Genomic DNA, 15264 nt, shown 5'->3' on the forward strand with positions numbered 1-15264 from the left:
CTTTCTGTGAAAGAACCAATTCTGTTGGTTCTTTTTTGTGTTCGTTTGCTTTTCATCTGAATACACTGTGCTCAGAAGAAGACGGAACGGTCTATATCAATAATGATAATTATTATCAAAAAGAAATTATAATAATTATTAATTGAAAATTAATCAGAACCTGTTATAATGAGTGACAGACCAATAAAAAGCTTGAAATAGCAGAAAATATAGATGAAAAAGAAACGGGCAACGATTGATAATATGAAAATGATTATCAATTAGAGAGGAGAAAACAATCATGAATGAGAATACAGCACTTTACCAAACGACAAATCAAAAGGAATCGAAATGGTCCTTACATAAATGGGCACAGCACGGAGAATTAATTGCAGCAGGTATATCGGGGATTCTTATTCTAACTGGATGGATTCTAAAGGATCAGAGTATGTGGAGCATTCCTCTTTTCATCCTAGCATTTGTTATTGGAGGTTTTGCAAAGGCGAAGGAAGGAATTGAAGAAACGATTTCGTCGAAGACCTTAAATGTGGAACTTTTAATGATTTTCGCAGCGATAGGATCAGCTCTGATTGGCTATTGGGCAGAAGGCGCTATCTTAATTTTTATTTTCTCACTGAGTGGTGCGCTTGAAACGTATACGTCAAATAAAAGCAAGAAAGATTTAACAGCATTAATGAGCATTGCACCAGATGAAGCAACTTTAATTGAAGAAGATGGTACGACCATTCAAATCGCCGCTTCATCATTAACACCAGGTGACCGGATTATGGTCAAAGCTGGGGAACGCATTGCAGCAGATGGTGTCATTTTAAGCGGGAGAACAAGTGTGGATGAATCTGCCCTCACAGGCGAATCTGTTCCACAGGAAAAAGGGCAGGGGGAAGACGTATTTGCAGGAACAGTGAATTTAAATGGTTCCTTAACAGTGGAAGTCACGAAACATAATGAAGAAACGCTATTCCATAAAATTATTAAACTTGTTGAATCCGCTCAAGAAAGTGTTTCGCCAAGCCAGGCATTTATCGAAAAATTTGAGGGTGCCTATGTAAAAGGCGTGCTGATTACCGTTGCGGTATTAATGGTTCTGCCTCATTTTGTCCTCGGCTGGAGTATGAGTGAAACCTTCTACCGGGCAATGGTGTTTATGGTCGTTGCTTCACCTTGTGCTCTAGTTGCATCAATCATGCCAGCCGCACTGTCACTGATCTCAAATGGCGCGAGAAATGGAATGCTTGTTAAAGGAAGTGTCTTTTTAGAAAAACTAGGCACAAGCAGCATGATTGCTTTTGATAAAACGGGGACAATTACAAGCGGGAAGCCAGCCGTAGAACAAGTCGTCATGGCTAAAGGGCAGGATGAATCTGCTTTTTATCAGGCACTCTATCAAATTGAGAGTCAATCAAACCACCCATTAGCGAAAGCAATTTCTGATATGGCAAAAGAACACCAAACAGAAAGATCAGTCCATGTCACCATTGAAGAAGCCTCTGGATTTGGTGTAAAAGCACAATTAAATGGAGAAACGTGGCGGATTGGGAAGAAAGACTTTGCGGGTAAGGCGTCAATCGACCGCGAGATTGAAGAGACAGGTGATGACCTTTCAGCTCAAGGATACACAGTGGTCTACGTTCAAAAGGGTGAAGAAGTTGTTGGCTGTCTTGGCCTTAAGGATCAAATCAGACCTGAAGCCAAAAAAATGATTCAAGAACTAAATGATTTAGGCATCCAAACCGTCATGCTGACAGGAGATCAGCAAAAAACGGCTGAAGCGATTGCGCAGGAAGCCGGTATCCAAACCGTAGTGGCTGAATGTCTTCCAGATGAAAAGGTACATGAGGTCAATCAATTAAAAAAACAAGGTAATTCAATCATCATGGTAGGAGACGGAATCAATGATGCACCAGCGCTCGCCACAGCAGATGTTGGGGTTGCGATGGGCGGAGGCACAGACGTTGCCTTAGAAACAGCGGATCTCATTTTAATGAAGAACAATTTAAGTAACCTAACAAAGATGATCCGTCTTTCAAGAAAAATGAATCGAATCATTAAGCAAAACATTATTTTCTCATTAACGGTGATCTGTCTGTTAATTTGTGCGAATTTCTTACAAGTGCTTGATTTGCCTTTTGGTGTCATCGGGCATGAAGGAAGTACGATTTTGGTCATTTTAAATGGTCTGCGTCTGCTTCGTGCATCTTAAATCAATCATCAGGGCGCACTGGATTCATGCCAGTGCGCTTTTGTGCGAAATACAGCAAAAACTGATACAATAGACCAGTAGTAAAACGTGTGAGGAGGATCATGATGAACCGAATGAAGAGCTTGTCTTCTTGGCTTAAGAAAGAAGACATTCAAGGTGCATTTATACATACAAAGGAAAATGTGTTTTATCTATCTGGATACTTCACAGAGCCGCATGAAAGAGTGATGGGGCTGTTTGTGTTCCAAGAGGCAGAACCATTTTTTATTTTGCCTAAAATGGAAGTCGAGCAGGCAAAAAATGCAGGATGGTCCGGCGATATCATTGGATATGAAGATCATGAGAATCCATTTGATTTCATTCAATCAGCGATAGAAAAACGAGGTATTCAATCGGCGCGTCTTGCGATTGAAAAAGAATCGATTCCGCTTCAAAGAGCAGAACAGCTCCAAGCTGTCACCGGGGCAGAAACGTTCGTCCGGGCTGAAGATGCGCTCGATCAGCTCAGACTGATCAAAGATGAATCTGAAATTGCTACACTGAAAAAAGCGGCTCAATTGGCAGATGAAGGTGTAAAAATTGGTATTAACGCCTTAAAAGAAGGAATCACAGAAACAGAAGTGCTCGCTGTCATAGAATATGAACTAAAGAAAAAAGGCATTCAAGGCATGTCCTTTTCAACCATGGTTCTCTTTGGTGAAAAATCAGGCGAGCCTCATGGAAATCCGGGACAGGCAGCCTTAAAAAAAGGCGATTTTGTGTTATTTGACCTTGGCGTCATTGTCGATGGATATTGCTCAGATATCACAAGAACATTTATCTATCAGGAAGCTTCTGAAAAGCAAAAGGACATCTATCAAACCGTCTTAAATGCAGAAATGGCAGCACTTGAAATGAGTAAGCCAGGCGTGAGAATCGGCGATCTTGACTTAAAAGCCCGCGGGCTGATTTCAGAAGCGGGGTATGGTGAATATTTCCCACATCGCCTCGGACATGGGTTAGGGATTTCTGTTCATGAGTTTCCTTCTATGAGTCAGGCAAATGACGACCTTCTGCAAGAAGGTATGGTGTATACGATTGAACCAGGAATTTATGTCCCGGGAGTCGGCGGCGTAAGAATTGAAGATGATGTTCTCATTACGGCAGATGGTCCAGTCACCTTAACCAATTATCCGAAAGAGCTGACGATCATCAAGTAATAAAAAAATCACGATGAACGTCCAGGTCTTGGAAGTGTCATCGTGATTTTTTATCACTCTTCTCGATCCTTATCAACAAAAAAATCATCAATTGATTGAAACGGTTTGATTTTATGTTCTTTTCCTAAAGGATGTAATGCAAAACGAGCAGAAAACAAAACAGTCATACATAATATAATCCATATGATGAAACCCATCTTGAATTCCCCTTTCCATCCAGTGATTTGTTCAGCTCACATACATCTTAAAGTATGAAACGCTTACCATATCAAGAGAAAGTAGGAGAAAAAATGGCAAACATAAGGGAGATTGCGAAAAGAGCGGGCGTATCTGTGACAACCGTATCACGTGTGTTGAATGAGCATCCTTATGTTAAAGAAGAAAAAAGGGAACGTGTTCTACAAGCGATGAAAGAGCTCAAGTATACGAGAAACATCCAGGCGGTTCATTTAGCGAAGGGCTATTCGAATATGCTTGGCATTGTCCTTCCAAACATTGAACACTCTTATTTCAGCACACTCGTCACAGGTATTGCAGAAAAAGCACAGGCGCGCGGTATGCATTTTGCTTTATTTCAAACAGGATATGACCCATTAAAAGAAAAAGAAGCGTTAATGAGTTTAAAAGAGCGCCGTGTGGATGGTTTAATATTTTGTTCAAATGCGTTAAGTGATGGTCACATTTTAAAGTGGCAGGAATCAGGGCCGATTATATTTTGCCATCCTGCGCCGCACGATCAATGCTCAACCGTGTCGATTGCGCATGATCAAGCATTTAAGGAAGGCCTGTATCATTTGGCTGCATGCGGGCATCAACGAATTGCGATCGTTCTCGCCAGAACAGAAGGAGCGAATAGCAAGTCGCGCCTTCAGGCTTATCAAGACATGATGCAATCGCTCGGACAGACCATTGATGAGGAATGGATCATCGAAGGGAAGTTATCCCTGCTTGATGGGAAGCAATTATTTGCAGAATGGCAGGAAATGAAAAATCGTCCTACAGCTTTATTCATCACAAATGACGAAGTCTCTGCAGGCTTTTTATTAGAGGCGCAGCGTCATGACATAAAAGTAGGAGAATCACCAGCCATACTCAGCTTTCAAAATAACCAATTGAGTGAGGTTTTAGGGATTTCCAGCATTCATATTCCCCTCAAACAAATGGGACAGGAAGCTTTTGACTTGTTCGACCGGGCATTAAAGGGAGAGAAATCAGAAAAAAGAATGCTGCCATTTCACCTGATTGAGCGGACAACAACCGTTTTGAAAAACAATCGTTGACGCACGTTTCATCTGTTTTGTACGATAAGAGGGATTGAATAAGAAGGAGGTGGGGATGTTCATGGAATCCTTCACCGTTGATAAAGCGTTAAATAATAATGTCATCATCGCAAGACACCCTTCTTTGGGCGAAGTGGTTCTGATTGGGAAAGGGATCGGCTTCGGTAAAAAATCGGGTGATCTTCTCGATCAAGACGTGTTTGAAAAAATGTTTGTGTTAAAAAACACGAAGGAACAAACAGAATATAAACAGCTGCTTCATCATATTGATGAGAACATGATTGAGCTTGCCAATGACGTCATTTATCATATACGAGAAAAAATGGGACAGCGATTGAATGAGCATATTCATGTTGCACTGACCGACCATATTGCGTTTAGTTTTAAGCGGGTGCAGCAAGGCTATGATATCACGAACCCTTTTATGCTTGAGACGCAATCGCTTTACCCGAAAGAATACGAGGTTGCAAAGGAAGTCGTTGAACTGATTAACGAGCGGCCAGATGTCGAAACGAAGCTGCCAGAAGGAGAAATAGGCTTTATAGCGCTTCATATTCATTCAGCTTTGACGAATCGGCCTTTATCTGAAGTGAACCGTCATTCGCAGCTCATTACACAAATGGTCCAGGTCATTGAAGATTCATTTCATATGAAAGTAGACAGAGAAAGTATTCATTATTTACGCTTATTACGCCATATTACGTTTTCAATTGAGCGTATTAAACGGGGAGAATCATTAGAGGAGCCAGAAAAATTGCTTCATCTATTGAAAAATGAATATCCTTTATGCTACAATACTGCTTGGAAAATGATCAAAATTTTGCAGCATGCATTGAAAAAGCCTGTACAGGATGCTGAGGCCGTCTACCTGACACTTCATCTGTACAGATTGACAAATAAAATTTCATAGTTTCCTTGAAACGTGTAACTGATTCGATCAGGCATGAGTGACTTAAGGTAAATACAGGATAAGATCCTGTTATTTGCGCAACCTTATATCACCATGCCTTTTTTTGCGTTTGAAAGTGAAATGTAAACGGTTAATTATGAAATGTACGTCAGGGAGCATCCCAAATGTATGTTGTAAGCGAAAACAAAAGGAGGTTCAACCAGTGTTTAAATCACTTTTTGGTGTGTTGCAAAAAATTGGACGAGCACTCATGCTTCCAGTTGCGATCCTTCCTGCTGCCGGTATTTTACTAGCACTTGGGAATGCGATGCAAAATCCGCAGCTGATTGATGTAGCTCAATTTTTAAGCAACGATACAATTCAGCTTGTTGCAAGTGTCATGGAGAATGCGGGGAACATCGTCTTCTCGAATCTTCCGCTATTATTTGCTGTAGGGGTTGCCATCGGTCTTGCCAATGGAGACGGAGTGGCAGGAATTGCCGCTATCATCGGTTATCTTGTCATGAACGTAACGATGAGTGCCGTATTAATGGCCAACGGATCCATTCCATCCGATTCACTCAAACTAGCCCAGTTCTTCAAGGAAAGCCATCCAGCATATATTAATATGCTCGGTATACCGACCTTGTCTACCGGCGTTTTTGGCGGGATTATCGTCGGGGTATTAGCAGCTTATATGTATAATAAATTTTACAAAATTGAGCTCCCGCAATATCTTGGCTTCTTTGCTGGTAAGCGTTTTGTTCCAATCGTTACTTCTATTTCAGCACTTATTTTAGGGCTATTGATGCTAGTCATTTGGCCGCCAATCCAAGGTGCACTGAACTCATTTTCAACAGGACTGCTCGCAGCGAATGAGCCGCTGGCTGCCTTTGTATTCGGTGTCATTGAACGATCATTAATTCCATTTGGTCTGCACCACATTTTCTACTCACCATTCTGGTATGAGTTCTTTAGCTACAAGAGCTTATCAGGAGAGCTTGTCCGTGGTGACCAGCGTATTTTCATGGCGCAAATCAAAGATGGTGTTCAGCTGACAGCTGGTACATTCATGACAGGGAAATATCCGTTCATGATGTTCGGTCTTCCAGCAGCAGCACTTGCGATTTACCATGAAGCAAAACCAAAGAATAAAAAGCTAGTAGCAGGAATAATGGGATCAGCGGCCCTTACTTCTTTCCTAACAGGGATCACTGAACCGCTTGAATTCTCATTCTTGTTTGTTGCACCAGTATTATTTGCGATTCACTGTGTATTCGCTGGATTATCCTTTATGATAATGGATATTCTAAACGTGAAAATCGGGATGACCTTCTCAGGAGGGTTAATCGACTTTTTCCTATTTGGTATCCTGCCAAATAGAACCGCTTGGTGGCTCGTCATTCCAGTAGGTCTTGTCCTTGCTGTCATTTACTACTTCGGATTTAGATTCGCCATTCGCAAATTTAATCTGAAAACGCCAGGCCGCGAGGATGAAGCAGCAGACGGAGCAAGTGAGGCGAAGTCTGAAAAAGGTAATGACTTGCCTTATGAAATCCTTGAAGCAATGGGTGATCAAGAAAACATTAAGCACCTTGATGCTTGTATCACGCGTTTACGTGTTACTGTCAATGATCAGAAGAAAGTGGACAAGGACCGCTTGAAAAAGCTTGGCGCTTCAGGTGTTCTCGAAGTAGGGAACAACATCCAGGCAATCTTTGGACCGCGCTCTGATAATTTAAAAACACAAATGCAGGACATCATTGCAGGCCGCACGCCTCGTCCAGCGAAAGACCCTTCTGCAAAAGAAGAAGTCAGCCAGCAGGTCGAAGAAGTCATTGCAAAGCCGCTTCAAAATGAGCAAGGGGAAGAAATTTTTGCTTCACCAATTACAGGGGAGCTTCATCCAATTACAGATGTACCAGATCAAGTATTCTCAGGGAAAATGATGGGTGACGGTTTCGCCATCTTGCCAACAGATGGAACGGTTGTTTCACCGGTAAGAGGGAAGATCTTAAATGTGTTCCCGACGAAACACGCCATTGGCCTGCAATCTGATGGTGGACTTGAAATTTTGATCCACTTCGGAATTGATACGGTCGGCCTCAAAGGAGAAGGGTTTGAAGCATTTGTACAAGAGGGAGATCAAGTAGAAATCGGTCAAAAACTTTTAGAGGTTGATATTGATAAAATTAAGTCTGAAGTACCATCTTTGATGACTCCAATTGTATTTACCAACTTAAGTGAAGGACAATTTATTGACCTTCAAGCATCCGGTGAAATCAAAGCTGGACAAGAAAACATCATGAAAATTTCAAAATAATTTTCATAACTGCCGTTCTTGTTAGATGACAAGCTCGGCAGTATGATATAATATTGTGGATGTATTAATTGTATAAAAAGGAGATTGATAAAAATGGCTCAACAAACATTCAAAGTAACTGCAGATTCTGGAATTCACGCACGTCCTGCAACAGTTCTTGTACAAACTGCTAGTAAATATGATGCTGATATCAACTTAGAATATAATGGTAAAACAGTGAACCTGAAATCTATTATGGGTGTAATGTCTCTAGGAATTGCGAAAGGTGCTACAATCACAATCTCTGCTTCTGGTTCTGATGAAAATGATGCACTTGCTGCGCTTAAAGACACAATGAAAAGTGAAGGCCTAGGCGAGTAATGCAACAACTGAAAGGAATCGGTGCTTCAGCAGGCGTTGCGATTGCAAAAGCGTATCGTCTGGAAGAACCAGATTTAACAGTTCACCAAAAAGACATCAATGATCCAGAGACAGAAGTGAAGCGTTTTGAAGAAGCAATTCATGTTTCTAAACAAGAACTTGAAGCAATTAAAGAGCATGCGCTAAAAGAGCTTGGCCAAGACAAAGCAGATATCTTTTCTGCCCACCTTCTTGTGTTAAGTGATCCTGAACTGCTAAGCCCAGTAAAGGATAAAATCAAATCTGATAAAGTAAATGCTGAATTTGCTTTAAAAGAAACAGCGACGATGTTTGTCACAATGTTCGAAGCAATGGACAATGAATACATGAAGGAACGTGCGGCGGATATTCGCGACGTAACGAAACGTGTGATTGGACATTTGTTAGGCGTTGACATTCCAAACCCAAGCATGATTTCTGAAGAAGTCATCATCATTGCTGAAGATTTAACACCTTCTGATACTGCTCAGCTGAACAGACAATTTGTCAAAGGCTTTGCAACAGATATCGGCGGTCGTACTTCTCACTCAGCGATCATGGCAAGATCTATGGAGATTCCAGCAGTTGTTGGGACAAAAGAAGCAACAAAAACGGTGAAAAACGATGATCTGATCATTGTGGATGGTATTACTGGAGACGTCATCATTCAGCCTTCTGAAGATGAAGTGAAAGCGTATCAAAAAAAGCATGAAGACTACTTAGCTCAAAAAGCGGAATGGGCGAAACTTGTTGACCAGCCAACGGTTACAAAAGACGGCGTTCACGTAGAGCTAGCTGCAAATATCGGAACACCTGAAGATGTAAAAGGTGTACTTGAAAATGGCGGCGAAGCAGTCGGATTGTACCGTACTGAATTTTTATACATGGGCAGAGACCAGCTTCCTACAGAAGAAGAGCAGTTCGATGCGTATAAAACAGTTTTAGAGAAGATGGAAGGGAAAGCAGTGGTTGTCCGCACACTAGATATTGGTGGCGATAAAGAACTTCCTTACTTGCAGCTTCCAAAAGAAATGAACCCGTTCCTTGGCTATAGAGCCATTCGCCTTTGCCTGGAAGAGCAGGAGATTTTCAGAACACAACTACGCGCCTTACTTCGTGCAAGTACATATGGAAACTTGAAAATCATGTTCCCTATGATCGCGACGTTATCAGAATTTAGAGAAGCAAAAGCCATTTTACTTGAAGAAAAAGAAGCATTGGTTGCCGCTGGTACAGACGTTTCTGATTCGATTGAAATCGGAATGATGGTAGAAATTCCATCAACAGCTGTCATCGCAGACCAATTTGCAAAAGAAGTAGATTTCTTCAGTATTGGAACGAATGATTTGATTCAATACACAATGGCTGCTGATCGAATGAACGAACGAGTGTCTTACCTTTACCAGCCTTACAACCCAGCGATTTTACGTCTTATTACGCTTGTGATCGAAGCAGCGCATAAAGAGGGTAAATGGGTCGGCATGTGCGGTGAGATGGCAGGAGATGAAATCGCAATACCGCTACTACTTGGATTAGGATTAGATGAATTCTCAATGAGTGCAACATCCATTCTTCCAGCTAGAACGCAGCTAAGCAAGCTTTCTAAAGAAGAAGCTGCATCATTTAAAGAGCATATTTTATCACTTAGCACAACAGAAGAAGTGGTTGATTTCGTCAAGAAGACGTTTCAACAGAACTAAGTGAATGAAAACCAGACAGATGAAACTGTCTGGTTTTTTTGTCGAATTTTATCATATTGAGTCATATTGGGCAGTGAGAAGGGCACCCTATAATTAAAAAATGGAGGTGACCAGATTGCCTTTCTCAGACTACAAACCGGGTGATCAAGTATATGTGATTTATCGAAATCCACATGCTGCAAACGTAGCACAAATTAAAGAAGCAGAAATTGTTTCACATCCATACAACGAAGAAGAGCTTGCCCTCTTTTTGCTTGAAACGTATCATCCACTAGCACCAGATGATGCTGTTTTTCCAACATATGAAGAAGCAGAAGCTCTTTATCAAGACTTGTTTGAATAAGGGAGATTTTAGAAAGGATAAAAGCCATCCTGTGCGGTTAAAGTAACGGTATGAAAACCTTAAAGGTAAGGATGTGCTTAATATGATCAAACCTTTCGTTCCCCAGCTTGTTTACATTGAACCTCGGGCGTTAGAGTACCCGTTAGGACGAGAGCTGAAGGAAAAGTTTGAGGGTATGGGAATCGAAATAAGAGAAACGACTTCACACAACCAGGTCAGAAATATTCCGGGAAAAAATGACTTGCAAAAGTATCGTAATGCGAAGTCAACACTTGTCATTGGTGTGCGGAAGACATTAAAGTTTGACTCGTCTAAACCATCTGCAGAGTATGCGATCCCATTTGCAACAGGATGTATGGGGCATTGTCATTATTGCTATTTGCAAACAACAATGGGAAGTAAGCCGTACATTCGAACGTACGTCAATGTAGAAGAAATATTAGATCAGGCAGATCAGTACATGAACGAGCGGGCGCCGGATATCACGAGATTTGAAGCATCATGTACTTCAGACATCGTAGGAATTGACCATTTGACACATACACTCAAACGAGCGATTGAATACTTCGGGCAGACGGACCTAGGAAAACTTCGCTTTGTCACGAAATTCCATCATGTCGATCATCTGTTAGATGCAAAGCATAATGGCCGGACAAGATTCCGTTTTAGCATCAATGCCGATTATGTCATTAAATATTTCGAGCCTGGCACATCACCGCTAGATCAGCGGATTGAAGCGGCTGTTAAGGTCGCAAAGGCAGGCTATCCTCTAGGCTTTATTGTTGCTCCAATCTACATCCATGAAGGCTGGCAGGAAGGATATAAAGTTCTTTTTGAAAAGCTTGATGCAGCTCTTCCTGAAGATGTGAGAGACGATATCACCTTTGAGATGATTCAGCATCGCTTTACAAAACCAGCAAAGCGTGTGATTCAAAAAAATTACCCAAAATCAAAATTAGAGTTGGACGAAGAAAAAAGAAGATACAAGTGGGGAAGATACGGTATAGGAAAATATATCTATCAAAAAGATGAGGAACAAGAACTGAGAGAGACTTTAGAGTCATATATAGATCAGTACTTTCCTTCTGCAAAAATTGAATATTTTACTTAAAACAAGCCTATATGGCTTGTTTTTTCTATTTAAATTTTCTTACAACTATTGAATGCGGTATCATTTTGCCGATATATAAATTAAGGTGTGAAAGTAGATGTAGGGGTGATGAGATGTTTAAGAAACTTCAAGTGAGAATAGCTGTTTTCATCTCAGTTATTTTAATTTTAACCGTCGTGGCTGTTCAAGTGGGTTCCAACTTAGTGTTAAGACCACTGATTGAACGAGATGCAAAAACCACCGCAGCAGCAACGGCAGAAAGTATGAGAGACATTATTACAGAAAAGCTTGATAATTACGGCAATACAATTAATAAACTCGCAACAAGTACAATGACTGAAGAATTTGCGCGAAAACAAACCAAGCAAACATTGGCTTTTGAAAACGATGAACTAAAAAACATGCAGGAACAGGATAAACTCATTTCGTTTGCCTATATAGGTACAAGTGACGGAAAAATGTTCGGCTTTCCGGAGTTCGATCTTGGCGAAGGGTATGATCCATCGAAACAAGGCTGGTTTAAACAAGCAGCCGAAAAGCCTGATCAGGTCGTTTGGACAGATCCATATGTTGATGAAGCAACGAAAAAAATGATTGTCTCAGCCACGAAGGCGATTGTCAAAAATGGAAAAGTCATTGGGGTCGCTGGACTTGATTTGAAGCTGTCCTCCATTCAAACGTATATAAATGAACAAGAGATTCCTTATAAGGGGACCGCTTTCTTAGTTGATGGCACAGGCACCCTTTTGGCGCATCCAACAGAGCAAGGAAAAAACATATCAAAGGTCGCTTCTGTGAAAAAAGCGCTTGACAACTCAGGTGTTGATGACAGCAAAGAACTGACGGTCCTATCTAAAATCAAAGAAGCCGATTGGACGGTTGGTGTCAGCTTTGAGAAAAGTAAACTGCTTTGGATCATAGAACAAATGAATCAAATAAGCATTATTATATCTGTCATTGCCATTATTATTGCGATGATCCTCAGCTTCTTATTGGCAAGAAGTATCACTACGCCAATCAAGCGTCTAATAGAGCATGTGCGTAAAGTGTCAGAAGGCGATTTAACAAGTACGCTTGCAGTGAAATCCCAAGATGAAATTGGTTTCCTCACGAAAAGCATTAATCAAATGACCGAGGATATCAGGGAGTTAATTGAAAAAGTGAAAGGGGCTTCAGATCAAGTTGTGAAATCAGCAGATGAAGTGACCCACATTTCAAATGAGACTTTGCTGTCTAGCGAACAGATTGCAACGGCCATTCAAGAGGTGGCAACAGGAGCGACTAAGCAGGCATCAGATGCAGAAACGATTAATGAAAAATCAGAGCATTTGTATGAGAAAGTACGCCATATGGGTGAGCTTGCCACGCAAATGCAGACCAACTCAAAATCATCTGAAGATGCAAGCTATAAAGGACTTGATGCACTTGGTGTGCTTGTCCAAAAATCCACACAAGCGAGTGAAGAATCGAAAAAGGTTGAGCAAATGCTGCTAGACCTTGAGCATAAAACGAAAAATATTGAAAACGTCGTGACTGCCATCTCTGAAATCTCGGATCAAACGAATTTACTTGCACTGAATGCAAGCATTGAAGCAGCGAGAGCAGGAGAAAGCGGACGAGGATTTGCTGTAGTTGCAGAAGAAGTGAGAAAGCTTGCTGAACAATCTGCTCAGTCAACAAAACACATTAGTGAAACCGTCAAACTCATTCAAGATGAATCGAAGAAGGCGGCTGAAGCGATGACAACAGCAAGTAAAATGAATGAGGAACAAGGTGCCGCCATCAATGCAACAGGTGAGGCACTCAGCAGCATCACAATGGAAATGCAGGCACTTGTCGGTTCAATCGACAGCATTCATACACAGATCAATGAAATGACAGAAGAACAGCAGAAGATGAGTGACTCGATTCAAAGCATTGCTGCCATTTCAGAAGAATCTGCTGCCTCAGCTGAGGAAGTGCATGCGTCTACAGATGAACAAGTTCAAGCGTTAGAAAGAACGAAAACTTCAACTGAAATGCTGAACGAATCAAGCCAGGCACTGCGTCAGGCGGTTGACCGATTTAAGGTGTAATGAGCGGAAAGGAACCTTGCGATGTGAGCAAGGTTCTTTTTGTATGATAAAATAAACGAGAGGAGGTGTTGACATGGATGTCAATCTAACTGGAAAAAAAGCATTGGTAGCTGCAAGCAGTCAAGGTATCGGAAAAGCGATTGCCTTTGCTCTAGCAAAAGAAGGAGCAGATGTGATGCTCTCGGGAAGACATGAACAGAAGCTGAAAGAAACAGTCAACGAGCTGTCTCCGCTTGTTAAAGGACAGCTGACTTATCAAGTATGTGATGTATCTGACGCCGGGCAAATCAAGGCGCTTGTTCAAGCGGCGGCCGGTGATGAGAAGTGTCTAGACATTCTTGTGAACAATACAGGCGGGCCAAAAACAGGGACGCTCGACACCTTAACAGATGAAGATTGGATCGAATCATTTCAACTTCATTTACTCAGCTATATTCGATTATTAAAAGAGGCATTGCCTTATTTGAAAAAACGCGGCGCACGTGTGTTAAATATTGCGTCAATGTCAGTGAAAGAACCGATACCGGGCTTGATGCTGTCGAATACATTTAGACCGGCCATTGCCGGCTGGACAAAAACAGCCGCTCAGGAGCTTGCGAAGGATGGCATTTTGATCAATACGTTAGCACCGGGAAAAATTGAAACAGACCGTGTGAAACAGCTGGAAAAGCACCGAGCACAAAGAGAGAATCAAACGGTTGAAGAAATCAAAGCACAGGCTGAACGAGCGATCCCGCTTGGCCGTTACGGACAGCCAGAGGAATTTGCAGCATATGCAGTGTTTCTTTTATCTGAAGCCAATACATATATGACAGGTCAAACACTGATCATTGATGGTGGATTGACAAAGTCTCTTTAAGGAGGAACAAGTGATGGCACAAATCAAAACAGTTGGTTTTATAGGAATCGGTGTAATGGGACGCAGTATGGCAGGGCATTTAATGGATGCAGGCTATGAAGTTATCGTTTATACAAGAACGAAAGCAAAAGCAGACGCATTGATTCAAAAAGGGGCATCATGGAAGCCGGCAGTAAAAGAGATTGCAGAAAGTGCAGATGCCGTCATCACAATGGTGGGATATCCATCGGATGTAGAAGAGATCTATTTAGGTGAAGATGGGCTTGTGGCACATGCCGCTCCAGGTACATATCTCATTGATATGACGACATCGAAGCCTCAGCTTGCAAAAGAAATTGAGCTGAAAGCGAAGGAAAGAGGTGTATATGCATTAGATTCACCTGTATCAGGCGGAGACATAGGAGCCCAAAATGGCACGCTGGCCATTATGATCGGCGGAGAAAGGTCAGCCTATGAAGCCTGTCTGCCGCTATTTAAGCAAATGGGTGAAAACATTCAATATCAAGGACCGGCAGGAAGCGGTCAGCATACAAAAATGTGTAACCAAATTGCCATTGCAGCGGGGATGGTCGGTGTCGCAGAGGCAATGGCCTATGCCGAAAAATCAGGGCTTGATCCAGAGCAGGTGCTCAAAAGCATCACAACAGGTGCAGCCGGCAGCTGGTCCTTGTCAAATCTTGCACCAAGAATGCTGAAAGGCGATTTCGAGCCAGGGTTTTATGTGAAACATTTTATCAAGGATATGGGCATTGCACTTGAAGAAGCAGAGCTGATGGGGGAAGAAATGCCAGGGCTCTCACTTGCGAAGTCACTTTATGAAAAGCTGAGCGAACAGGGTGAAGAAAACAGCGGGACCCAGAGCATCTATAAATTATGGGTCAAATAAATAAACTGCCCCGCCTAGGTG

Annotated in this window: 13 protein-coding genes; 12 read left to right on the top strand and 1 reads right to left on the bottom strand. The window is 41.8% G+C overall.

Features of this window, described 5'->3' with window-relative positions; all coding sequences use genetic code 11:
- Positions 1 to 280 precede the first annotated feature (280 nt).
- Positions 281 to 2200, top strand: coding sequence for a heavy metal translocating P-type ATPase (locus tag NSS65_RS06955; RefSeq protein ID WP_101677262.1), 1920 nt, complete (start codon positions 281 to 283; stop codon positions 2198 to 2200).
- Positions 2201 to 2304: 104 nt separating this feature from the next.
- The gene (locus NSS65_RS06960) at positions 2305 to 3399 is read left to right on the top strand and encodes a Xaa-Pro peptidase family protein (RefSeq protein ID WP_098677361.1); all 1095 of its coding nucleotides are present in this window, start codon (positions 2305 to 2307) and stop codon (positions 3397 to 3399) included.
- Positions 3400 to 3452: 53 nt separating this feature from the next.
- Here the strand turns inward: NSS65_RS06960 and NSS65_RS06965 are convergent, their stop codons facing one another.
- Positions 3453 to 3596 (bottom strand): hypothetical protein, encoded by a 144-nt coding sequence (locus NSS65_RS06965; protein ID WP_162842493.1) that lies wholly within the window; start codon positions 3594 to 3596, stop codon positions 3453 to 3455.
- Positions 3597 to 3689: 93 nt separating this feature from the next.
- Between NSS65_RS06965 and NSS65_RS06970 the strand changes: the two genes are divergently transcribed.
- The 10 genes from NSS65_RS06970 (at position 3690) to NSS65_RS07015 (ending at position 15243) form a co-directional block, all read left to right on the top strand.
- Positions 3690 to 4679 (top strand): LacI family DNA-binding transcriptional regulator, encoded by a 990-nt coding sequence (locus tag NSS65_RS06970; RefSeq protein WP_061109763.1) that lies wholly within the window; start codon positions 3690 to 3692, stop codon positions 4677 to 4679.
- 55 nt (positions 4680 to 4734) lie between these two features.
- Positions 4735 to 5589, top strand: a complete 855-nt coding sequence (locus NSS65_RS06975; RefSeq protein WP_024424695.1) for a transcription antiterminator — start codon at positions 4735 to 4737, stop codon at positions 5587 to 5589.
- Positions 5590 to 5791: 202 nt separating this feature from the next.
- On the top strand, positions 5792 to 7891 hold the full coding sequence (ptsG, locus tag NSS65_RS06980) for a glucose-specific PTS transporter subunit IIBC (RefSeq protein WP_024424696.1): 2100 nt from the start codon (positions 5792 to 5794) through the stop codon (positions 7889 to 7891).
- A 93-nt stretch (positions 7892 to 7984) separates the two neighbouring features.
- A complete protein-coding gene (locus NSS65_RS06985) occupies positions 7985 to 8251 on the top strand; it encodes a phosphocarrier protein HPr (protein WP_003211078.1) in 267 nt (88 codons plus the stop codon).
- Positions 8251 to 9969: a phosphoenolpyruvate--protein phosphotransferase gene (gene ptsP, locus NSS65_RS06990; RefSeq protein ID WP_034281562.1), complete on the top strand. Its 1719-nt coding sequence runs from the start codon at positions 8251 to 8253 to the stop codon at positions 9967 to 9969. Before NSS65_RS06985 ends, ptsP begins: the two co-directional genes overlap by 1 nt.
- Before the next feature lie 100 nt (positions 9970 to 10069).
- Positions 10070 to 10312: a transcriptional regulator SplA domain-containing protein gene (locus NSS65_RS06995; RefSeq protein ID WP_044331928.1), complete on the top strand. Its 243-nt coding sequence runs from the start codon at positions 10070 to 10072 to the stop codon at positions 10310 to 10312.
- An 82-nt stretch (positions 10313 to 10394) separates the two neighbouring features.
- Positions 10395 to 11423: a spore photoproduct lyase gene (gene splB / locus NSS65_RS07000; protein ID WP_034281564.1), complete on the top strand. Its 1029-nt coding sequence runs from the start codon at positions 10395 to 10397 to the stop codon at positions 11421 to 11423.
- Positions 11424 to 11536: 113 nt separating this feature from the next.
- Positions 11537 to 13498: a methyl-accepting chemotaxis protein gene (locus NSS65_RS07005; protein WP_144496610.1), complete on the top strand. Its 1962-nt coding sequence runs from the start codon at positions 11537 to 11539 to the stop codon at positions 13496 to 13498.
- 73 nt (positions 13499 to 13571) lie between these two features.
- A complete protein-coding gene (locus NSS65_RS07010) occupies positions 13572 to 14357 on the top strand; it encodes an SDR family oxidoreductase (protein ID WP_144496611.1) in 786 nt (261 codons plus the stop codon).
- A 13-nt stretch (positions 14358 to 14370) separates the two neighbouring features.
- The gene (locus NSS65_RS07015; protein ID WP_041116468.1) at positions 14371 to 15243 is read left to right on the top strand and encodes an NAD(P)-dependent oxidoreductase; all 873 of its coding nucleotides are present in this window, start codon (positions 14371 to 14373) and stop codon (positions 15241 to 15243) included.
- The last annotated feature ends 21 nt before the right edge of the window (positions 15244 to 15264 follow it).

Origin of the sequence: Bacillus sp. FSL K6-1006, assembly GCF_038593175.1 — a bacterium.
Lineage (GTDB): Bacteria > Bacillota > Bacilli > Bacillales > Bacillaceae > Bacillus > Bacillus safensis.

Excerpts from the sequence above, each read along its gene's own strand:
- NSS65_RS06955 (WP_101677262.1), top strand. The coding sequence starts at position 281 with ATGAATGAGAATACAGCACTTTACCAAACGACAAATCAAAAGGAATCG.
- NSS65_RS06960 (WP_098677361.1), top strand. The coding sequence starts at position 2,305 with ATGAACCGAATGAAGAGCTTGTCTTCTTGGCTTAAGAAAGAAGACATT.
- NSS65_RS06965 (WP_162842493.1), bottom strand. The coding sequence starts at position 3,596 with ATGGGTTTCATCATATGGATTATATTATGTATGACTGTTTTGTTTTCT.
- NSS65_RS06970 (WP_061109763.1), top strand. The coding sequence starts at position 3,690 with ATGGCAAACATAAGGGAGATTGCGAAAAGAGCGGGCGTATCTGTGACA.
- NSS65_RS06975 (WP_024424695.1), top strand. The coding sequence starts at position 4,735 with ATGTTCATGGAATCCTTCACCGTTGATAAAGCGTTAAATAATAATGTC.
- NSS65_RS06985 (WP_003211078.1), top strand. The coding sequence starts at position 7,985 with ATGGCTCAACAAACATTCAAAGTAACTGCAGATTCTGGAATTCACGCA.
- ptsP (WP_034281562.1), top strand. The coding sequence starts at position 8,251 with ATGCAACAACTGAAAGGAATCGGTGCTTCAGCAGGCGTTGCGATTGCA.
- NSS65_RS06995 (WP_044331928.1), top strand. The coding sequence starts at position 10,070 with ATGGAGGTGACCAGATTGCCTTTCTCAGACTACAAACCGGGTGATCAA.
- splB (WP_034281564.1), top strand. The coding sequence starts at position 10,395 with ATGATCAAACCTTTCGTTCCCCAGCTTGTTTACATTGAACCTCGGGCG.
- NSS65_RS07005 (WP_144496610.1), top strand. The coding sequence starts at position 11,537 with ATGTTTAAGAAACTTCAAGTGAGAATAGCTGTTTTCATCTCAGTTATT.
- NSS65_RS07010 (WP_144496611.1), top strand. The coding sequence starts at position 13,572 with ATGGATGTCAATCTAACTGGAAAAAAAGCATTGGTAGCTGCAAGCAGT.
- NSS65_RS07015 (WP_041116468.1), top strand. The coding sequence starts at position 14,371 with ATGGCACAAATCAAAACAGTTGGTTTTATAGGAATCGGTGTAATGGGA.